At 68.7% G+C, this 21082-nt stretch carries 19 protein-coding genes; 9 read left to right on the top strand and 10 right to left on the bottom strand.

The features are described 5' to 3' along the window. Positions 1 to 24: 24 nt before the first annotated feature. Entirely contained in the window at positions 25 to 2274 is a 2250-nt protein-coding gene (locus LTT66_RS13395; protein ID WP_233067318.1) for a heavy metal translocating P-type ATPase, read from the top strand. 141 nt (positions 2275 to 2415) lie between these two features. On the opposite strand, the gene LTT66_RS13390 is transcribed toward LTT66_RS13395, so the two are convergent. After that, complete coding sequence (locus tag LTT66_RS13390; RefSeq protein ID WP_233067317.1) at positions 2416 to 2760, bottom strand: hypothetical protein; 345 nt, start codon at positions 2758 to 2760, stop codon at positions 2416 to 2418. Positions 2761 to 2865: 105 nt separating this feature from the next. Continuing rightward, entirely contained in the window at positions 2866 to 3729 is an 864-nt protein-coding gene (locus LTT66_RS13385) for an NAD(P)H-binding protein (RefSeq protein ID WP_233067315.1), read from the bottom strand. Between the two features lie 86 nt (positions 3730 to 3815). Here LTT66_RS13385 and LTT66_RS13380 point away from each other — a divergent pair, with 86 nt between their 5' ends. After that, entirely contained in the window at positions 3816 to 4673 is an 858-nt protein-coding gene (locus tag LTT66_RS13380; RefSeq protein WP_233067314.1) for a helix-turn-helix domain-containing protein, read from the top strand. A gap of 224 nt (positions 4674 to 4897) precedes the next feature. Continuing rightward, positions 4898 to 5635 (top strand): class I SAM-dependent methyltransferase, encoded by a 738-nt coding sequence (locus tag LTT66_RS13375; RefSeq protein ID WP_233067312.1) that lies wholly within the window; start codon positions 4898 to 4900, stop codon positions 5633 to 5635. On the opposite strand, the gene LTT66_RS13370 is transcribed toward LTT66_RS13375, so the two are convergent. Both LTT66_RS13370 and LTT66_RS13365 read right to left on the bottom strand, forming a co-directional pair. Further along, complete coding sequence (locus LTT66_RS13370) at positions 5629 to 6402, bottom strand: lysophospholipid acyltransferase family protein (protein WP_233067309.1); 774 nt, start codon at positions 6400 to 6402, stop codon at positions 5629 to 5631. The genes LTT66_RS13375 and LTT66_RS13370 overlap by 7 nt on opposite strands. Before the next feature lie 11 nt (positions 6403 to 6413). Next, positions 6414 to 7163, bottom strand: a complete 750-nt coding sequence (locus LTT66_RS13365; protein WP_233067304.1) for a lysophospholipid acyltransferase family protein — start codon at positions 7161 to 7163, stop codon at positions 6414 to 6416. A gap of 121 nt (positions 7164 to 7284) precedes the next feature. Between LTT66_RS13365 and LTT66_RS13360 the strand changes: the two genes are divergently transcribed. Further along, positions 7285 to 8196 carry a hypothetical protein gene (locus LTT66_RS13360; protein ID WP_233067302.1) on the top strand — a complete coding sequence of 304 codons (912 nt, stop codon included), beginning with the start codon at positions 7285 to 7287 and terminating at the stop codon, positions 8194 to 8196. 41 nt (positions 8197 to 8237) lie between these two features. After that, the gene (locus LTT66_RS13355; protein WP_233067300.1) at positions 8238 to 9776 is read left to right on the top strand and encodes a Rieske 2Fe-2S domain-containing protein; all 1539 of its coding nucleotides are present in this window, start codon (positions 8238 to 8240) and stop codon (positions 9774 to 9776) included. Positions 9777 to 9833: 57 nt separating this feature from the next. Here LTT66_RS13355 and LTT66_RS13350 read toward each other — a convergent pair whose 3' ends face one another. The 6 genes from LTT66_RS13350 to serS all read right to left on the bottom strand — a co-directional run bounded on the left by LTT66_RS13350 (position 9834) and on the right by serS (position 17208). Next, entirely contained in the window at positions 9834 to 10175 is a 342-nt protein-coding gene (locus LTT66_RS13350) for a BP74-related protein (RefSeq protein WP_195067028.1), read from the bottom strand. Between the two features lie 164 nt (positions 10176 to 10339). After that, positions 10340 to 11371 carry a MauE/DoxX family redox-associated membrane protein gene (locus tag LTT66_RS13345; RefSeq protein ID WP_233067298.1) on the bottom strand — a complete coding sequence of 344 codons (1032 nt, stop codon included), beginning with the start codon at positions 11369 to 11371 and terminating at the stop codon, positions 10340 to 10342. A 55-nt stretch (positions 11372 to 11426) separates the two neighbouring features. After that, positions 11427 to 12380 carry a DMT family transporter gene (locus tag LTT66_RS13340; protein WP_233067296.1) on the bottom strand — a complete coding sequence of 318 codons (954 nt, stop codon included), beginning with the start codon at positions 12378 to 12380 and terminating at the stop codon, positions 11427 to 11429. 79 nt (positions 12381 to 12459) lie between these two features. Then, positions 12460 to 13839 (bottom strand): MFS transporter, encoded by a 1380-nt coding sequence (locus tag LTT66_RS13335; protein ID WP_233067294.1) that lies wholly within the window; start codon positions 13837 to 13839, stop codon positions 12460 to 12462. Between the two features lie 143 nt (positions 13840 to 13982). Then, positions 13983 to 15770, bottom strand: coding sequence for a putative bifunctional diguanylate cyclase/phosphodiesterase (locus tag LTT66_RS13330; protein WP_233067292.1), 1788 nt, complete (start codon positions 15768 to 15770; stop codon positions 13983 to 13985). Between the two features lie 175 nt (positions 15771 to 15945). Next, a complete protein-coding gene (gene serS, locus LTT66_RS13325) occupies positions 15946 to 17208 on the bottom strand; it encodes a serine--tRNA ligase (RefSeq protein ID WP_233067290.1) in 1263 nt (420 codons plus the stop codon). A 92-nt stretch (positions 17209 to 17300) separates the two neighbouring features. On the opposite strand from serS, the gene LTT66_RS13320 reads away from it, so the two are divergent. The 4 genes from LTT66_RS13320 to LTT66_RS13305 all read left to right on the top strand — a co-directional run bounded on the left by LTT66_RS13320 (position 17301) and on the right by LTT66_RS13305 (position 21054). Further along, entirely contained in the window at positions 17301 to 19001 is a 1701-nt protein-coding gene (locus tag LTT66_RS13320; protein WP_233067288.1) for an aldehyde dehydrogenase family protein, read from the top strand. A gap of 76 nt (positions 19002 to 19077) precedes the next feature. After that, positions 19078 to 20217 (top strand): septum formation family protein, encoded by a 1140-nt coding sequence (locus LTT66_RS13315; RefSeq protein ID WP_233067285.1) that lies wholly within the window; start codon positions 19078 to 19080, stop codon positions 20215 to 20217. Between the two features lie 10 nt (positions 20218 to 20227). Beyond that, positions 20228 to 20578, top strand: coding sequence for a metallopeptidase family protein (locus LTT66_RS13310; RefSeq protein WP_043684737.1), 351 nt, complete (start codon positions 20228 to 20230; stop codon positions 20576 to 20578). A 164-nt stretch (positions 20579 to 20742) separates the two neighbouring features. After that, positions 20743 to 21054, top strand: coding sequence for a PE domain-containing protein (locus LTT66_RS13305; protein ID WP_174188264.1), 312 nt, complete (start codon positions 20743 to 20745; stop codon positions 21052 to 21054). Positions 21055 to 21082 lie beyond the last annotated feature (28 nt).

The raw sequence follows: 21082 nt of genomic DNA, 5'->3' as shown, positions 1-21082 counted from the left end.
CCGCACAGAAACGGAGCACCCACGATGACCACCGCGACACAACCGCCGCCCGCCGGGCAGGTCGAACTCGTGATCGGTGGAATGACCTGCGCGTCCTGCGCCGCACGCATCGAGAAGAAACTCAACAAGCTCGACGGTGTCACCGCCACCGTCAACTACGCGACAGAGAAGGCCAGGGTCGAGGTCACCGGCGAGATCTCGCCGCAGGAGCTGATCGCCACCGTCGAGCAGGCCGGTTACACCGCCGTGCTGCCCGCCGCACCGAAGCCGCAGGAAACCGCCGCCCCCGAAGAGGACCCAGCCGCCGCGCTGCGCACTCGCCTGCTGGTCTCGCTGGTTCTGTCGGTGCCGGTGATCGCCATGGCGATGATCCCGGCGCTGCAGTTCACCAATTGGCAGTGGCTCTCGCTCACCCTGGCCGCGCCGGTGGTGGTGTGGGGCGCGCTGCCGTTCCACCGCGCGGCGTGGACCAATCTGCGTCACGGCGCCGCGACCATGGACACCCTGATCTCGATGGGGACGCTGGCCGCGCTTGGCTGGTCGCTGTACGCGCTGTTCTGGGGCACCGCGGGCACACCGGGCATGACGCATCCGTTCGAGTTCACCATCTCCCGGATGGACGGCACCGGCAGCATCTACCTCGAGGCCGCGGCGGGCGTCACCACGTTCCTGCTGGCCGGGCGCTTTTTCGAGGCGCGCGCCAAGCGGCGGGCCGGTGCCGCGCTGCGTGCTCTGCTGGAACTGGGCGCCAAGGAAGTCTCGGTGCTGCGCAACGGGACCGAACGACGTATCCCGGTGGAGCAGCTGACCGTCGGCGACCGGTTCGTGGTGCGGCCCGGCGAGAAGATCGCCACCGACGGTGTCGTGGTGGAAGGTTCCTCGGCGGTCGACGCCTCGATGCTCACCGGTGAGTCGGTGCCGGTGGAGGTCGGCCCGGACGACGCCGTGGTGGGCGCGACCGTCAACGTGGGCGGACGACTCGTAGTACGCGCCACCAGGATCGGCTCGGACACCCAGCTGGCGCAGATGGCGAAACTGGTCGAAGACGCGCAGACCGGCAAGGCGCAGGCCCAGCGGCTGGCCGATCGGATCTCCGGGTTCTTCGTGCCGATCGTGATCGCGCTGTCGGTCGCGACGCTCGGCTTCTGGCTCGGCACCGGCGGTTCGGTGGCCGCGGCGTTCACCGCGGCGGTGGCGGTGCTGATCATCGCCTGCCCGTGCGCGCTCGGGCTGGCCACGCCGACCGCGCTGATGGTCGGCACCGGACGCGGCGCGCAGCTGGGCATCCTGATCAAGGGTCCCGAAGTGCTGGAGTCGACCCGGCGAGTGGACACGATCGTGCTGGACAAGACCGGCACGATCACCGCGGGGAAGATGACTCTGCTCGACGTGGTGCCCGCCGAAGGCGAGCAGGTCACGCGAATCCTGCAACTGGCGGGGGCGCTGGAGGATTCGTCCGAGCACCCGATCGCCCAGGCCATCGCCAAAGGCGCCCGGGAGCGAGTGGGCGAGCTGAAGCCGGTAGAGGACTTCGCGAACGTAGCGGGTCTCGGCGTGCAGGGCATGGTGGACGGCCACGCGGTGCTCGTCGGCCGCGCCAGGCTGCTCGCCGACTGGTCACAGCACCTCGACGACGAGCTGTCCCAAGCGATCCGCGCGGCCGAAGCCGATGGCGAGACCGCCGTCGCGGTGGGCTGGGACGGCAAGGCGCGCGGCGTGCTCGTGGTGGCGGACGCGGTGAAACCGACCTCCGCCGAAGCGATCTCCCAGCTGCGTGCCCTCGGCCTCACCCCGATCATGCTGACCGGCGACAACCAGGCGGCCGCCGCCGCGATCGCCGCGCAGGTCGGCATCGATGAGGTGATCGCGGAGGTGCTGCCGCAGGACAAGGTCGACACCGTCGAGCGGTTGCAGGCTGAAGGCAAAGTGGTCGCGATGGTGGGCGACGGTGTGAACGACGCCGCGGCGCTGGCCCAGGCCGACCTGGGCCTGGCCATGGGCACCGGCACCGACGTGGCCATCGAGGCAGGCGATCTGACCCTGGTGCGCGGCGACCTGCGGGCCGCGGCCGACGCGATCCGCCTGTCGCGCCGCACTCTCGCGACCATCAAGGGCAATCTGTTCTGGGCCTTCGCCTACAACGTGGCCGCTATCCCGCTGGCCATGGCGGGTCTGCTCAACCCGATGCTCGCGGGCGCGGCGATGGCGTTCTCCTCGGTCTTCGTGGTCAGCAACAGCCTGCGGCTGCGCGGCTTCCGCTCGACGGCGGCGTAACGAGGAAACACCGGACGGGACCGCACACGGAGTGCCGTCCCGTCCGGGCATCGCCAGGCGGCTCACTCGTCAGCGCACATGCGCATAACGCCATGGGTGAGAGTACCCCCAGCGCAACGAAATCCGAAACAAAGTTTTCGCTCAGCCGCGCAACGTGGTGACGGTGACCAGTTCGGGCTGGAGGACACTGCCGTACACCTCGATCGAGACGCCTCCGGTCGGGGACTCACCCGCCCATCGGGCATGTTCGGTGATCCCTTCTCCGAGCATCGCTTTCGCGCCGGGGGACCAGGCGACGGCCACTTGACTCAGCGCGGGCCCGAGGTTCAGGTTCGCGATCGCCGCGGATTCACCGTTGTCGAAGTAGACCTCCGTGCCGCCGGGAAAAGGGTTCACCGCGACCGCGGACGCGCTCGCGCCCCCGAACGCTGCGGCCGATCCGCCTGCTACAACCGCCACCAAGACCGTCATGATCCGTTGACGCATCCGAATCCCCTTTTCGTGTAAGCACACCAGCCGTCCGGCCGGTCATGTCACCCTTGCCGAGCAGAAAGCGTTCGGCAATTCGATGTGAGGCCAATCACAGACACCCTACGATGCGTTCCCGTCGGCCACGAACGCATTCGCATGATCGGTTGCCCATTCGGCGTAAGTCCGGGCGCGACCGAGGATTTGCCGCACGTCATCGGTGACGATGGCATTGTGCCCGGCGCGCACGTAAGCCTGACCCGCCAGCGCACCGTCGGCGAATTCGACGGACATTCCGGACGCGAGCATGTATTCGCGCGCTTCGGCTTCCGGGATGTCCGCGACATCCACCGGACGGCCGACGACATCGGACAAGGTGGCGGCCAGATCACGCGTGGTGCGCAGCTCGGGACCTGTGAGGGTGTAGATCCGGCCCGCGTGTTCGGCGGACACCAACGTTTCGACCGCAACCGCCGCGACGTCGCGCGGATCGATCACACCCTGCGCGGCATCGCCGGTCATATTCGGCACCGGCTGTCCGGAGCGGATGGCCTCGGCCCAGCTCAACGTATTGGACGCGAAGGAACTGGGGCGCAGAATCGTCCACTCGACGCCGCTTTCGCGCGCAGCCTGCTCGCCGGGCAGGTGCCAGGCGCCGACCCGTCCGAGCCCGGTATCACCGGTGCCGATGGCGGAAAGCTTGACGATCCTGCCCACTCCGGCCTCTCGCGCGGTGGTGATCAGCGCGCGGTCGGCCGCCACGTATTCCGGTCCGAGCACGCCGACGACGAACGCGGCCCGAGCCTCGCGCATCGCGGCGGCGATGGACGCGAGGTCGATGTAGTCACCACGCACCACTTCGACGCCCGCCGGAACTCGGGCGCGATCGGGGTTCCTGGTGACGGCCCGTACCCGCTCGCCGCGAGCGGCCAACTGCCGGATGATTTCACTGCCGATGGTGCCCGTCGCACCGGTGATCACGATCATGTGAACCACCGTGCCGGGGCATACGCCGAGGTCGCTAGGAGATTTCGGCACACCTCGCCGGGCGCGCACTGCCTACAGTTGATGCGGTGACCGCCCTGCTGCGCCCGCCCGTCGTGACCGACGATCTGATCGAGGTATCCGAACCGGCGCCGGAGTCGCTGCGACCGTGGCTGGCGGAATTCGGCCGCATCCCGACGGTGCTCGACGTGTCCGAGCCGTTCGCGCACTTCCCGCAGACAGCGACCACGATCGTGCTGCGCGCCGAGCACGGCGATGTCGGCGTGCGCCGTGACGCGCGCAGAGATAGCGGCGATACCCGCGTCGCGCTCGTCGTCGGGCCGCAGACCAAGGCGAGCTACTCGCGCGCGAGCAAGCCCGCGGGCTGCGTCCGGCTGCGGGTGGCGCCGGGCGCGACCCCCGCACTGCTCGGCGTCTCGGCGGCGGACCTCACCGATCGCGTGCTACGCCTGGACGACCTGCCCGGTCCGGTCGCCCAGCTCGCCACCGAACTGGTCGAACTCGAGCACGACGAGGTCGCCCCGTATCTCGAGAACGAGCTGCCGCGCCGCATTCCCGACAACCCGGCCCAGCGCGGGCACCGCAGGTTGCTCGCCACCGCCGTAGCCGCCATCACCGCCGATCATCCCCTTTCCGTCGCCGAGCTGGCCGCGCGCCTGTCGGTGAGCGAGCGGCAGCTCCGCAACCTGTTCACCAGCGGAATCGGCGTCTCCCCCAAACACTTCGCCCGCATCGACCGAATCCGGCGGGTCCTTTCCCAGGCCGAGGACATGCCGTTGGCCGAAATCGCCACCGGCACGGGCTATTACGACCAATCCCATATGACGGCCGATTTCCGCAGTCTGATGGGCGTTCCACCGACGTCGTTCCGCAGGGGCGAAGTCCCTGCCCCTTCTCCTTGCCGCGTTCTCACACGCCTGCGCTGATCAATCGTGTCGACGGTGCTACGAGCGGGTGCGGGAAGGCGGCGAGGAGCATGTCGGACACCCCATGCAGTTAGGTAGACGCCATGACCACGGTTGATGAAGTAGGCGCTGGAGAGGCATTCCTGCGGAAGTGTCACAACCAATTCCCTGGAGCGATGGGGCGGTATGTCGCCGCGAACCCTCTTCCTGACGGGAGAACGAGTTATGAACTCCTCGCTGAACAGGTGGCGGGCGCCGAACGGGTGCTCGATCTCGGATGCGGCGACGGTTCGCTACTGGCAGTGCTCGCCCGCGACGGCGCGATCGGGCTCGCAGGCATCGACCTGTCCGCGGGTGAGCTCGCGCTGGCCCGAACGAGGCCCGAACTGGCCGACGCCGAACTCCTCGAGGGGCGGGCCCAGCGACTGCCGTTCGCCGACGACTCGTTCGACGCCGTGGTGTCCCACATGGCACTGATGCTGATGTCGGACGTGGAGCAGGTCGTCGCCGAGACCGCCAGAGTATTGAAACCCGCTGGCCGGCTGGCGATCGTCGTAGGCGGGCGTCCCACGCCGGGAAGCGGGCTCGAGCTGTTCCTGAAGTTGGCCCGGCCGACATTCGCGACGGCGCAGGACGCTGTGCCCCCTCTCGGCGACCGCCGCACCCGAACGCGAGAAGGACTGAACGAACTGCTGACACCAGCTGGTTTCGAACCGATCGCCTGGACAGAGATCGCACCTGCGGTGCATGCCACGCCCGAACAAGTCTGGGAGTCCGCTCTCGAGAAGTACTACGACGTCCTGACCCTGGACGCTGGACAACTCCGAGGGCTGCGCGAAGAGTTCGTCACCCGAGCCGCAGCTCTGGCCGCTGGAGAACAGCTCATCCGTGGCGACCGAATGTCGCTCGCCACGAGTCGATATCGGCCTGAACAGCGCGAATCAGCCGACGACGGCCCGCAGCGCCGAGCTAGCGGTCAGTGACGAGTCGACGGATCCGAGTCGCCGCGTCGGCGCGCCTTCGCTCGACGCCGCTCCATTTCCTCCCGCTCCAGGACCGCGGCTTGCGCGAGGGTAGGTGCGGTTCCGCCCAACCGAACGGGGACCCAGCGGGCGCCCGGTTGCATCGGGTAGTTCTTTTGCGCGCGCTCCAGCTGTTCGTTCATGCGGGTGCGCAGAGTGGCGGTGAGTTCTTCGGTCGGTTCGGCAGGAGGAATGGGCTCGCCGATGCGGATGTGCACCGGAAAGTTGTGGCGGCCGAGCTGTTTCGGGATGTCCTTGGTCCAGACCCGGTGGGCGCCCCAGATGACCAGGGGAACGATCGGAACATCGGCTTCCACCGCCATGCGCGCCGCACCGGATTTGAACTCCTTCAGCTCGAAACTCCGGCTGATCGTCGCCTCGGGATAGACCACGACCAACTCGCCTTCGCGCAGAGCGGTGACCGCGCGGGCGTACGACTCGGCTCCGGCCGTGCGATCGACGCCGATCGCCTTGCAGTGCTTCATGAGGAAGCCCACGAGGCCGTGCTCGAGTTCGGCCTTCATCATGAACCGGACGTTGCGGCCGGACTTGCGGCCGACCAGTCCGACCTCCATGAAATCGAGGTAGGCCGTATGGTTCACGGCCAGCACCGCGCCGCCGGAGCGCGGAATGTGCTCTTGCCCTTCGATATCGATCCGCAGACCCTGGGCGAAGAAGATGGCGCGGGCCAAGCCGGTGAGGATGTCGTAGACCGGTTCGCGCGCCATCACAGCTCCCGTTACTGCTCCGCCGCGTTCTTGCGCGCGGCCTTGGCCTCGGCTTCGGCGGCATCCATCGCGTCCGCCTCTTCCAGGGTAGGAGCGCTGCCGCCGAGCCGGGCCGGAACCCAGTACGCGCCGGGCTCGTGCACGTAGTCCTTCTGCAGGTCCAGCAGCATGTCCTGCATGGTCGAGCGCAGCTTCGCGGTGAGTTCGGCGGCCGGCTCGAACGGCTGGATCGGTTCGCCCACCGCGATCGAGATGGGCGTGTTGGTGCGACCGAGCCGCTTCGGGAAGCCCTTGGTCCAGACCCGCTGCGCACCCCAGATGACGATCGGGATGATCGGCGCCTCCGCCTCGATCGCCATGCGCGCCGCGCCGGACTTGAACTCCTTGATCTCGAAGCTGCGGCTGATCGTCGCCTCGGGGTACACGCCGACGAGCTCGCCACGGCGCAGATATTCCACGGCGGCCTGGTAGGAGTCCGCGCCCGCCGAACGGTCCACCGGGATGTGCTTGAGCGCGCGCATGATCGGCCCGGAGATCTTGTCGTCGAAGACCTCTTTCTTGGCCATGAACCGGATGTAGCGCTTCGGGGTGCGCACCGGCAGGCCCGCATAGGTGAAGTCCATGTAGCCGGTGTGGTTCACCGCCAGCACGGCGCCACCCTGAGCGGGGATATGTTCATCGCCCTTGACGGTGAACTTCAGACCTTCGATGAAGAAGACGGTACGGGCCAGCCCGATGATCGTCCGATAGACGGGTTCCACAAGTCCGCTAGCGTAGTCGCTGATCGTCCCCACCGGCAGTTCGCCGCCATCGTGCGGCGCAGCGGAGCGAGGACACCCTGACCAGCCCCAACCGCAAGCCTGAGAGAAGAGGATCGTCGAAGTGGAACGCGCCCGGCCGGCATCGCGTGAACACGACCGCACCGCACGCGATCGGGCGGCCACCCGGCGCACGCGCGCCGCGCTGATCGGCGGCCTCGCCCTGGTCGGAGCGGTCGCGGTGACCGGCTGCGACTCGGTGGTCGGCATTCCCGACGAGAGCGCGCCGCAAGCGGCCGTGCGCACCACGCCCCCGGCCGCGGTCCCGGCGGCTGCCCCGCCCAGCACCTCGGCGCTGCCGCCCGTCCCCGCCGACGCCCCACCGGTCGGCGGGGTCGCCGGACTGCCCGCGGCCGCGCCCGCAGTGCAGCGCTGGGCGGCCGACTTGCAGTCACGCACCATCGCGGAGCTGCAGGAGAAGTGCTGGACCATCGCGCCGAAGAACGTCGCCGACATGTACGCCGACCCGCAGGCGATCCTCGCCGCCTTGGCGCAGCCCGGCACGACGGTCGAGAACACCGTCGTGTGGACGAACGCGACCACCACGGTCGCGGTCGAGCGCGCCGAGGTCGCGACCGGCTACGCCTGTCCGCGCGTCGCCACGGCGGGCGCGGAGATCGCCTACAACGACGCCGACGCCCGGCACACCGTGCGCCGGTACCTGTCCCGCTTCGTCGGCACTCCGCTCGCCCCCGCCGACAAGGAGGGCGACTACCCTCTGATCTGTAAGGCGTCCCCGGCGACCTGGGATCCCAAGGGCACCGGGCGTCCGAGCCCCGCGCCGCTGGCGAACAACCAGGGCGTGCTCACCGGGGCCACCGAGTTCGCCGACCAGCAGATCCGGTCGGAGCAGGTGAACACCGAGTACATCGCGGTGCTCGTGCCGGTGACCAACTCCGCCGGTGTGACGCAGACCCGCACCTTCACCTTGCGATCCGGCCCGGAGGGCTACTGCATCGGCGACATCTCGCCGTAACTACTACCCTGGTTGGCTGGTAACAGCAGGAGGAGCAGCTAGTGCAGATCACCAGCGTCGGACACGCCGGATTCCACATCCGCACCGCGGCCGGGTCGATCCTTTGCGATCCCTGGGTGAACCCCGCGTACTTCGGGTCCTGGTTCCCGTTCCCCGACAACACCCAGCTGGACTGGGACGAGCTGGGCGCATGCGACTTCCTGTACGTCTCGCACCTGCACCGCGACCACTTCGACGCGAAGACGCTCACCGAGCACGTCAGCAAGGACGCGACCGTGCTGCTGCCGGACTACCCCGTGCCGGACCTGCGGCGAGAACTCGAACAGCTGGGCTTCCACAAGTTCTTCGAGACCGAGGACTCGGTCAAGCACACGGTGACCGGACCGGGCGGGGACCTGGACGTCATGATCATCGCGCTGCGCGCCCCCGCCGACGGCCCGATCGGCGACTCCGGCCTGGTCGTCTCCGACGGCGAGACCACCTGCTTCAACATGAACGACGCCCGCCCCGTCGACATGGACGTGCTGCACGACGCCTTCGGCCACGTCGACATCCACCTGCTGCAGTACTCGGGCGCGATCTGGTACCCGATGGTCTACGACATCCCGGCCCGCACCAAGTCGAATTTCGGCAAGCAGAAGCGGCAGCGCGGCATGGACCGTGCCCGCAGCTACATCGAGCAGGTCGGCGCGACCTGGGTGGTGCCCTCCGCCGGCCCGCCGGTGTTCTTGGACGACGAGCTGCGCTACCTCAACGACGATCGCGGCGACGAGGGCAACATCTTCCCGGACCAGAAGGTGTTCCTGGAACAGATGGAGATCCACGGCAACACGGGCGGCGTCCTGATGATCCCGGGTTCGGTGGCCGACGTGCGCGGCGCCGAGCTGACGCTGACCCATCCGAGCGATCCCAGCGAGATCTACGACAACAAAGCCGAGTACATCGAGCGGATGGCACAGCGCCTCGCGCCGGTGCTGGAGGCCGAGAAGGCGACCTGGGAACGCGGCGAAGGCTCCCTGCTGGAGCCGCTGCGGAAGCTGTTCGAGCCGATCATGGCGCAGAGCAACGTAATCTGCGACGGCATCGGCTACCCGGTCGGCTTGGTGATCGGCGAGGAAACCATCGTGCTGGACTTCCCCAAGCGCGCCGTGCGCGAGCCGGTCGAGGGCGAGGGCCGCTACCGCTACGGCTTCCGCATCGCCCCGGAACTGGTGCGCACCGTGCTGCGCGACCAGGAGCCCGACTGGGTGAACACCATCTTCCTGTCCACCCGCTTCCAAGCCTGGCGCATCGGCGGATACAACGAGTTCCTCTACACGTTCTTCAAATGCCTCACCGACGAGCGGATCGCCTACGCCGACGGCTGGTTCGCCGAGGCGCACGACGATTCCGCCTCCACCGAACTCAGCGGCTGGGAAGTGCAGCGCCGCTGCCCGCACCTGAAGGCGGACCTGTCGAAATTCGGTGTGGTGGAAGGCAACACCCTCACCTGCAACCTGCACGGCTGGCAGTGGGACCTGGAATCCGGACGGTGCAAGACGTCCAAGGGCCACGAACTGCGCTCGCGCAAGCTGGACTGAGGCCCCGGCTTCCGACCGGCGTGTCCACACCGGCCGGAAGCGGTTGCCACACGATTGCTACATATTGTTGACCTCGCGGGTGAGCTTCGACGACCACGGGCACCACATACAGCCCGGCAGGAATGCGCCACAGGCCTCGTCCAAGTGGTCGTTGACGTACATGATGCTGGCGTCGCAGACCTCGATCGCCATGGTGAAGAAGGTGATGGTGTCGGGATCCAGATGGAAGTCCCAGCCCGGGTTGTAGGGCGCTGGCATCTTCCGGATCCGCCCCATGACGTGGATCGACATCTGCTCGTCGCCCGACAGGATGCGGCGGGCTTCCTGGATCCGCTGTTCGTTGTTCAACTGGATGACGAACTCTTTGCCTGAGTAGTCGGTGAACGCGAAGAGCGCCATGTCTTCCCCTCTTGTCGGTGGGTCCTCTGGTCGATGGATGACGAATTCCGCACCGGTGCGACTCGATCCTATCGGCGCGACGCAAGATATTTGCCAGAAATTTGCTAACCAGCGCATAACGGGTCTGAGGGCGGTCTGTGCGGCGAGAAGGTGGAACCCGGAACTCAGCGGGAGATCCCGGCCGGAATCCCGTCGTGCGCGGGGCTCGGCGTGCGGCGCACCACCTTCACCGTGCCGATCAACTCCCGGATCGCGATACCGCCCCTGGCCACCGGCGCGGCGACGCGTCCGTCGGGGTCGATGAGCACAGCGGACGGGGTGCCGCGCACGCGATAGCGCAAGGCCGCCTCGTTGCCCTGCTGCACGAGCGACGGTATCTCGCCCAATCCGTTCTCGACGCCCCATGCGGCTTGTTCTGCCGCGTCGCCGTTGCCGACCGCCACTATGGCCAGCGCATCACCGGTCCGCGCGTGCCAGCGGGGCAATTCCCTGGCCAGCGCCGCACACAGCTCGCAACCTGGATGCACGAAGACCAGCAGCACCGCACGTGCACCGGCCAGCAGGCCCTCGAGCGTGGTCTTCGCTCCCGTGGCGTCGAACAGTTCGAACTCGGGCGCCACCGCACCCACCGGCAATCCCTCCGCGCCCAGCGTGGACAGTGCCTGCTCGTCCACCCGGCGGCGCAGGGAACGCTGTTGCCCCGCCAGCCACACCAGCACCGCCACCAGCGCGGCCACCACCGCACAGCCGATCGCGTGGTCGGCCGGGAGGCCCATCGGCACGCCCGGATACGTCAGCGCGCCGACATCGACAACCAAGGCCAGCGCAGCGAGAACACCGTTGCGCAGCAAAGTCTTCGGCCCGATGGGCGCGGCACTCGCCCCGCCGAAACACGAACACGAGGGCCGCTCGCCGCGTCGCAGCAAACGCACGATCGCTACCGTGAACACGGCGAGCAACGCCAGCGCCGCCACCGCGGCAAGCCCGGAAATCCAGGGAACCAGCACGGTGACCGCGATCGTCGCCTCGAGGACCGGCAACCCCCAGGCCACTGCGGGCACCCAGCGCAGCGGCACCCCGAAATCTGCCACCGCCTGCCGCGTCGCGCTCCGATCCGCCAGCTTGCCCCACGCCGACAGCCCGAACACCACACACAGACCCAGCCGCGAAACCCACACCCCGTATTCGATCAGCATGAGCGCACCATCCCACACTTATGCGCTCAGAACATGACTGACCGGGCGAGTGTCCTCACGACTGTGATCGCGTAGCGACAGCCACCGCGACGAGGGTCAGCACACAGCCGACGATCGCGGTGGCGGTCAGGCCCGCACTGGTCGGGGTGAGCACATCGAGGACCAGGGAGGCCAGCAGCTGCCCCGCCACCGAGGTGAGACCGAGGAGCAGGACGCCGATCCAGCGGACCGTCAGCGCGGCCAGGGCGATGAACGCGACGCCGATCACTCCACCGAGATACAGCCACGGCTCGGGGGGAAAGGCCGCCGGACCTCCAGAGGTCACGACTATCACGGCGGTGAGGACCGAGAGCGCGACCAGGCCGACGCAGAAATTGACCATGGCCGCCGAAACGGCTCCGCCGACCGCGCCGACCTTACCGTTCACCGCCTGTTGCCAAGCCAGGCCGATTCCGGCCAGCGCGGGCAGGGCGATCAGCAGAGCGGCCGGTGTGCCGCGCAGCGCGTCGGGCACGGAGAGACCACCGGTGGCACGGGTGTGACCGAACCCCGCGACCAGCACCGCGACCACACCGAGCGACGCACCGGCCAGACGGACCACCGTGATCGGCGTGCGTCCGCTCGGGCCCAGACCGAGACGGTCCACGACCAGACTGCTGAGCAGTTGTCCCGCCACGGTCGCCACGGTGAACGCGGTGACGCCGATAGCCGCGACGGTCAGGCCCTGGCACGCGACGAAGAACGCGCCACACAGGCCCCCGAGCAACTGCCACGGCCGCAGCGCCCCCTCGGACAACGCCCCCCGCACCCGCCGCGCGCCATCCCGCACCCGCCCACTCACCGCAAACGCAATCGCCAGCGCAACAAGCCCCGTCCCGAAACTGATCGTCGCCGCCGCAACCCCATCCTCCAACCGAGCCCCGAGCGCACCATTGATCCGCCCCTGCACCGCCACCCCGGCCCCGATCCAAAACCCGAACACCACCCCCACCCGCACCTGCCTACTCACCTCCCGCACGCTACCGGCCACCAGGGGCACATGGTCGCGGCGTTTCCCGAGAAGAACTCTCCATGGTGTGCCACTCGACTCACGGTCGGTCGGCGCGTCGGGGAAGCCAGCGGGGGGCGAGAGTGGCTATGGCGAGGATGGCGGCGCCGAGGAGGGCCAGGAGGGTGGACATGGAGGACCAGAGCGTCACGAGGGCGGCGAAGCCGAAGACCACCAGGGCGATCACTTCGCCGAGCAGCCCTGAGACCGAGGTGACGGTGGCTCGGGCAGGACCCTCGATGGCGTCCTGGAGGCGAGCGCCCGCGACGATTCCGGCGTTGTAGACGATGCCGTAGGAGACGCCGATCGAGGCGAACCCGAGACCGGTCAGCAGATACACCGCGTCCGGACGGCCGGTCGCGAGACCGGCGATCACCGCACCGCCGAGGAACAGCAGGCCCGCGACACCCACCGCGATCGACATCGTCCGGCCCGACATCCCTTCGGTACGCCCCGCCAGCAGCGAACCGGTCAAGGAACCGAGCACGGTGAGACCGATCAGCAGGGGCACCACGGCTGTCGAGACGCCCGATTCCTCCGCCAGCAGGGCGAAATACTCGTCGAACGCCGTGATCCCGAACAGCAGCGCCTCCAGCAGCACGCCATAACGCACGGCCCGCACGCGAACCGCCTCACCCACACCGGCCTTCAGCATGCCGAGGTATCGCGCGAACGGCCGCCGCTGCGCCGCAACACTTTCCGGCCCGACACCATCGGCCTCCGATACGATAGCGATACGCGAATCCACGGCGCGGGCATCGCCGTCGCAGGCGGCAGGCACGCCCGAGTCCGGTCCGATAGTTGCGGTTGTGATGTCGGAGGCGTCCGCCATGGGCTGAGCGTCCGACGGCGACTCTTCTTCCAGGTCGTCCACATCCGCCGCGGACACCGCCTTGGGCGCGGTGGGCAGCGACAGCGCGACCAGCGTGTGCACGGCCGCGATCACCACACTCGACCAGCCGACCAGGGCATAGCCACCGTAGAGGTACAGAGGTGTCGCGGCGACGATCGCGACGACGACGGCCGCCTCCGCACCGGCACGGGTGTAACCGAGGATGCGCGGGTAGGACCCGGACACACCGCGGGCGGCGAGGTCGTCGTAGAGCAGCGCCTCGAAGGTGCCGGAGGCCAACGCGCCCGAGGTGCCCCACAACACGAATCCGGCGGCGAAACCCGCGAACGAGGGCGCGGCGGTCCACAGCGCGAATCCGGCCGTGAGCAAGACACCGCTGAGCACGAGCAGTCCCCGCCGCGACACCGTGTCCGCCCACGCACCGGAGGGCACCTCGAGCAGGAACGCGGTCGTCGACCAGATCGCGAACAGCAACGAGATCTGCCCCGTGCTCATGCCGTGGTCGGCGAAAAGCAGGGCGTACAGCGCGTACAGCGGAATCAGTTCACCGATGCTCTTGAAGAGCACCGCCCGAACCGTCAGCGAGCGCAGGCCGATGGGATGCGCGCTACCCGCCCGACGGGCACGCAGCGCTTCGGCGAATCAACTGCCGTAGAGGAGCAAACGCATGTCGATCAGCATGCTCACGACCGGTGCACGCGTCAAGCGAATTACGGCAGCGGTACCCAGCCGTTGGCCGCCACGGAGTCCCCGTCGCCGAGTTCCCGGTCCGTGACACCCGGGCCGACTCGGCCTTGGTTCTCGTTGAGGTCGCTGATGAGCTCGGAGACCGGGTGCGAGTCGCTGTAGTGATAGCCCTGCGCGAGCGCGAAACCGAGCTCGGTGAGCACCGCGGCTTGGTACTCGGTCTCCACGCCCTCGGCGATGACTTGCAGGTCCAGCGCATTGGACAGGGCGGCGATCACGCCGAGCAACGGCGGCGCGGGCGAATCCGAGCGGATCGCGGCGACGAAGGACTGATCGACCTTGAGGATGTCGCTCGGCAGCGTGGCCAGCCTGCTGAGCGAGGAGTAACCGGTGCCGAAGTCATCGATGGCGATGCGCACGCCGCGATCGCGGAGCGTGTGCAGATTCTCGATCGCGGTCTGCGATTCGGCGGCCAGCTCGCTCTCGGTCACCTCGAGCACCAGCTGATCGGCGGGCCACCCCGTGGCGGCCAGGATGCCCGCCACCTTGTCGGCGTACCCGGCCTCGGCCAGCTCCAGTCCGCTGACGTTCACGTTCAGCGTCAGATCCAGCTGCGCGAAGGTGTCCTGCAACCGCGCGGCGTCCGCGCACGCCCGGCGCAGCACCAGCTCGTCCAGATCGGCGATGAGGTCGTACTCCTCGGCGACGCGGATCAAGCCCTCGGTGGTGACATCCGGCTGTGCGCTGGAAGACCAGCGCAGCAGCGCCTCCACGCCGACCGCCTTGCCGCCGCCTTCGGTGAGGCTGACGATCGGCTGGTAGTGCACGTCGAGCGCGCCGCGGTCGATCGCCTCGCGCAGCTCCACCGCCAGCGGCAGCTGCCGGGAGGACTCCAGCACCGTCCGGTTGCGTCCGGCCTGCTTGGCCCGGTACAGGCCGACATCGGCACGGCTGACCAGCAACGATCCGGATTCCCCCGGCTGCCAGGAGGTCACGCCGGCCGAACAGCCGGTGGTCACCGCCGCGCGCAGTTGCTCGGTGAGCAGGATCGCGGCCTGCTCGGTGGTGTTCGGCAGCAGCAAGGCGAACGCGTCGCCGCCGTAGCGCGCCAGGCGCTGGTCGGGGGCCAGCAACTTCGACCAGGTGTCGGCCACCCGCTGCAGGACCGCGTCACCGGCGCGGTGCCCGAGATGGTCGTTGATCTTCTGGAAGCGGTCCAGGTCGACCAGCACCAGCGCGAGCCCGTGGCCGGACCTGGTGGCCTGCTGGATCGCGGTGTTCAGGGCCCGGTCGAAGCCGCGGCGGTTGAGCAGGCCGGTGAGCACGTCGATGTCGGCTTCGGACGCCATCCTGGTCAGGATCCCGACGACGACGCCGACGCCGAACGTCACACCGGCGGGGATCAGGCCCGACCACCACGGCAGCCCGGGCGTCACCGGTCGCGCGGGCAGCACCCACAGGCACAGCGCCAAGGCGAACGCGATATGGGCGGCGGCCTGCGACCAGGCGAAGAACAGGGCGGCGTCGCACGCGATGAAGACGTAGAACGCGGCGAGGCTGATCGCGCCCACCGTGTTCGGGAAGGAGTGCACCGCGATCGTCACCAGCACCGTCGCGATCGCGACGTAGACGTGGTGGATCGAATGCGGCAGCCGCGGCCCCCACGCGAGCAGCGTGAGACCGAGCACCAGCGCTATCGCTGCTGCCCCGCCTACCAGCGGCCGACTACCCTCCTCACCAGGGGCGACAGCGGTGATCAGCAGACCGAGCACCCCGCCCATGACGTAGAACGCCCCGGTGGTCCGAGCCATGACCATAGCCGTCGCCAGCGCAGACGCGGCCCGCACCCGGGTTCGGGTATCGCCGCGAGACCCGATTCCTCGCACGATGAATAGCCTAGACACAAGGAATCCCGCCGGTTGCCACATCCCGGGAATCCGGCATGGCGAACCAGTAGCTATTCACCTGAACGTCATTCGCGCGTAGTCAGTTGGACGGTCGGAGCACGTCGGTACCGACGAACGGAACCAGCGCGGCGGGAACGCGGACCGACCCGTCGGCTTGCTGGTGGTTCTCCAGGATGGCCACGATCCAGCGGGTGGTCGCCAGTGTGCCGTTCAGCGTGGCGGCGATCTGCGGCTTGCCGTTCTCGTCGCGATAGCGCACCGAGAGCCGGCGGGCCTGGTACGTGGTGCAGTTGGAGGTCGAGGTCAGTTCCCGGTAGGTCTGCTGGGTGGGCACCCACGCCTCGCAATCGAATTTGCGTGCGGCCGAGCTACCGAGATCGCCCGCCGCGACATCGATCACCCGGTAGGGCACCTCGACCGCCGCGAGCATCTCCTGTTCCCAGGCGAGCAGGCGCTGGTGCTCGGCCTCGGCCTGGTCCGGGGTGGTGAAGACGAACATCTCCACCTTGTCGAACTGGTGCACCCGGATGATGCCGCGGGTGTCCTTGCCGTAGCTGCCCGCCTCCCTGCGGAAACACGACGACCAGCCTGCATACCGTTTGGGCCCGCCGCTCAGGTCGAGGATCTCGTCCGAGTGGTAGCCCGCCAGCGGCACCTCCGAGGTGCCGACCAGGTAGAGGTCCTCGTCGGCGAGGTGGTAGACCTCGGCCGAGTGCTGGCCGAGGAATCCGGTGCCCGCCATGACCTCGGGGCGCACCAGCACCGGCGGGATCATCATGGTGAAGCCGTTGGCCACGGCCTTCTGCGCGGCCAGTTGCAGCAGACCCAGCTGCAACAGCGCGCCGTAACCGGTCAGGAAATAGAAGCGGGCGCCGGACACCTTCGCTCCGCGCTCCATGTCGATCAGGCCGAGCGACTCGCCGAGCTCCAGATGGTCTTTCGGCTCGAAGTCGAATTCCTTTGGGGTGCCGATGGTCTGCAGCACGACGTAATCGTCCTCGCCGCCGGCGGGCGCGCCCTCCTGCACCACGTTCGAGATGGCGCGGTGCGCGGTGTCCAGATCCGCGTCGGCGGCGTGCTGCGCGGCCTCGGCCTCCTTGACCTTGACCGACATCTCCGACGCCTGCGAAAGCAGCGCGGAGCGCTCCTCCTTGCTCGCCTTTCCGATCAACTTGCCCATCGCCTTGTGCTCGGCGCGCAGGTTGTCCGCGGTGGCCACCGCGGCACGGCGCGCCGCGTCCGCCTCGAGCAGCGCGTCGACGAGGGCGGGGTCTTCGCCGCGGGCGCGCTGCGAGGCGCGGACCGCGTCGGGGTCGTCCCGCAGGAATCGGAGGTCGATCATGGGCCACCAGCCTAGTGGTCGGTGTGTTGCCGTTTCACGCCGATATCCCAGGATGCGGTCCATCGGCCCCGGATCGCGCGCATAGTGGGCTGGTGGGCATTGCTTTCGACGAGACAGCCATCGACAACGCGCTGGCCGACCTGACGGCGGGCGAGAAAGTGTGGGCCACGACCCCGCTGCGCCGCCGCCGCGAACTGCTCGACCAGATCCACGCCAGAACCGGCCGCTTCGCCGAGGACTGGGTGCGGGCCGCGTGCGTCGTCAAGGACCTCCCCGAGGACTCGCCGCTGGCCGGCGAGGAATGGATGTCGGGCCCGCTCGCCATGCTGCAGGCCACCGACGCGCTGTCGGCCACCCTCGCGGCGCTGGACACGGGGCGCAGCCCGCTCACCGGCATCACGCTGCGGGAGGCGCCTGGCGGCCGGGTCGCCGTGCCGATCCTTCCGTTCGGCGTCTACGACCGGCTACTGCTCAACGGTTTCCGCGGCGAGGTATGGCTGCGGCCCGGCGTCGACGCCGACACCGCGCGCAGGCGGGCCGGACTCGCCCAGCTGGACCCCACCGCGACCGGCGGGATCGGCGCCGTACTCGGCGCGGGCAACATCACGTCGATTCCACCGCTGGACGCGCTCTACGAGCTGTTCGCGCACAACCGGGTGGTCGCGCTGAAACTCAACCCGATCACCGACCCGCTGTTCACCGTGTTCGAGATGGTGTTCGAGCCGCTGCTGGAACTCGGCGTGCTGCGCATCCTCACCGGCGGCGCGCAGCAGGGCGGTTACCTGGTGCGCCACCCCGATGTCGCCCACGTGCACATGACCGGCAGCGCGCAGACCCACGACGCGATCGTCTGGGGTCCCGGCGCGGAGGGCCTGGAGCGCAAGAAGGACAACCGGCCGCTGCTGGACAAGCCGATCACCAGTGAGCTGGGCGGCGTCTCGCCGACCATCGTCGTGCCGGGCGACTGGTCCGCCGCCGACCTGCGCTACCAGGCCGAACATGTGGCGACCCAGCGGCTGCACAACGGCGGCTACAACTGTGTGGCGGCGCAGGCGGTGGTGATCGCCTCCGAATGGGACCGCAAGGACGAGTTCCTCGCGGAGCTGCGCCTGGCCATGGAGCGGGCGCCACAGCGCACCGCGTACTACCCCGGCAGCGACACGCGCGTCGCCGGTGCGCTGGCCTCGTATCCGGAAGCCGAGCGGCTCGGCGCCGGGCGGGTGCTGGTGGCCGGGTTGCCCCGAACCGGCACACCGCTGCTGCGCACCGAGTACTTCTCCCCCGTGCTCGGCGTGGTCGAGCTGCCCTACGCGGGTGGTGAGTTCCTGCAGCGTGCGGTGGACTTCGCGAACGCGGAGCTGACCGGGACGCTGGGCGCGAACGTCATCGCCCATCCGACGACCATCCGCAGGCTCGGCATCGCCTTCGACCGCGCGATCGAGCGGCTGCGCTACGGCGCGATCGCGGTGAACACCTGGACCGGCCTCGCCTTCCTCGCGCCGCGGGCCGCCTGGGGCGCGTTCCCCGGGCACACCTTGGACGACGTGCAGAGCGGGATCGGCGTGGTGCACAACGCGCTGCTGCTCGACGACGTGGAACGCACGGTGGTGCGCGGCCCGTTCCGTCCCGCGCCCCGCTCGCTGCTGGGCCGCGAACTCGCCCTTTCCCCGAAGCCGCCGTGGTTCGTCGGCAACGAGACGGCCGCCGTCACCGGGCGCAGGCTCACCGAGTTCTATTCCGGCGCCAATCCGGCCCGGCTGCCCGGGGTCTTTCTGTCGGCCCTGCGCGGCTGAACCGCCCGCGGCTCGTGCCGCGCCGATCGGGGCAGGTCGTGGCACCAGGGCACCGACGCTGCCATGATGGACCGCGATGTCCTCCGAACATGTGTCCCGGTCCCCGAAGGCGCCCAAGCGCGGCGCGTCGTCGCGCGCCGACGCGGTACGCCGCTCGTTCGACTCGGCCAAGGCGGCGCTCGCCGCGAGCGAACTGCGCGACGTGCGTCTGTCGGCGCGCACATTGCGCTGGGGCCTGCTCGCGGTAGCCGTCGGCGCCGTGGTCGCGGCCCTGGTGACGTTGTTCGTGACCGGCTTCGAGAACGAGAAGGGCCTGGAGGCCCACAATCCCGGCGCGCCCGCCCAGCCCGTGCTGGACAAGGAGTTCGGCACCGCGGCCAAGGGCGACTGCCTGAGCTGGACCAAGCCCGACCGGTCCGACCTGGTCAAGGTGAACTGCGCGAGCAAGCACATGTTCGAGGTCGCGGCCGACATCGACATGAGCAGGTATCCGGGCAAGGAGTTCGGCCCCGGCTCGCGGTTCCCGGACTCGCTGCGGCTCACCGAACTGAAGGAAGAGCACTGCGTGCCCGCCGTGCAGCGGTACATGTCGGGCCGCTTCGACCCGCGCGGCAAGTACATCGTCGGGCTGATGTACCCGAGCCCGGACGGCTGGCAGCACGGAGACCGCACGTTGCGCTGCGGATTGCAGGTCGCGGCCAGCGTCGGCACGCCGCCGTCGGTCGGCAGCGCCACCGAGCACGATCAGTCCAGGGTGTACGAGCCGGGCGTCTGCCTCGGCATCAACCAGAACCTGCCCACCGATCCGGTGGACTGCGCCCAGCCGCATGCCGTGGAGATCGTCGCCACCGTCGACCTCGGCACCCACTTCACCGGCGGCCCGCCCGCGAAAGAGGATCAGGACAAGTTCGTGGAGGAGGAGTGCTCCCGCACCTCGACCGAGTACCTGGGCGCGCCGGACGTCATCCGCAACAAGACGCTCACACTGTTCTTCGACTACATCGACGCCCGCAGTTGGATGGCGGGCAGCCGCAAGCTGGACTGCATGATCGGCAAGGGCGCCGATCGGGAGGGCTTCGCGCCGATCACCGGGTCGGCCAAGGGCGACATCCTGATCAACGGCCAGGCTCCGGTGCCGCCGCCGAACAGCGGACGTTCCACGCCCGCACCGCTGCCCGGCGCCGCGCCGCTGCCGCCGCAGCCCCAGCCGAGGTAGCCGAGCGCCGATGCCCGTCTCGATGTCCGACGACCGGTTCGAGGAATTGGTCGGCGACGCACTGGATCTCATTCCGCCCGAGCTGACCCGCGCGATCGACAACGTGGTGGTGCTGATCGAGCCGCGCAATCCGGAAGATCCACATCTGCTGGGCCTGTATCACGGCATCGCCCTCACCGAACGCGACAGTCAGTACGGCGGAGCGCTTCCGGACACGGTGACCATCTACCGCGAAGTCATTCTCGAACTCTGTTCCGACGAGGCGGAAGTGGTGGAAGAGGTGGCGATCACCGTGATCCATGAGATCGCACACTATTTCGGCATTGACGAAGACCGCCTGCATCAGCTGGGATGGGGATAGTCTGGACCGAGCTGTATTGCGTACCCCAAGCGGTGGGTGTGTAATCGGCACGGAGATCGAAAAACTGGGGATTCGATGGAACCGATCGCGTTGCTGTCGCGTCCTATCACTCGAAGGGGGAATTCTCGTGGTTCCGCCCCACAGCCACTAGAAGGAGTCGAGTCATGGTTGGACATGTACTGATCGCACCCGAAGCCATTCTCGCCGCCGCGGCCGAACTCGACCTCGTCGCCGAACGCCTGGCCGCCGCCGCGGCGATCACCGCGCCCGCGACGCACGTGCTGCCCTCCGGCGCCGAGGAAGTCTCGTTCCTCAGCGCGAGCCATTTCAACCAGGGCGCGATGTCGCACGACCGGGCGATCGCGCAGGCGATTCTGGAATGCCATCACGCGGCGGCGACGCTGCGCACGCAGCTGGCCCAGCACGTCGCAGGTGATGTGGTGCGCGCCGCGAGCATCAGCGCCATCCAGGTGTAGTTCCGAGACCAGAAAACAACGTTTCAAG

Source organism: Nocardia gipuzkoensis (genome assembly GCF_021183645.1).
Classification (GTDB): domain Bacteria; phylum Actinomycetota; class Actinomycetes; order Mycobacteriales; family Mycobacteriaceae; genus Nocardia; species Nocardia abscessus.
Note: the sequence above shows the minus strand (reverse complement) of the source record. Positions and strands in the feature narration are given on the sequence as shown.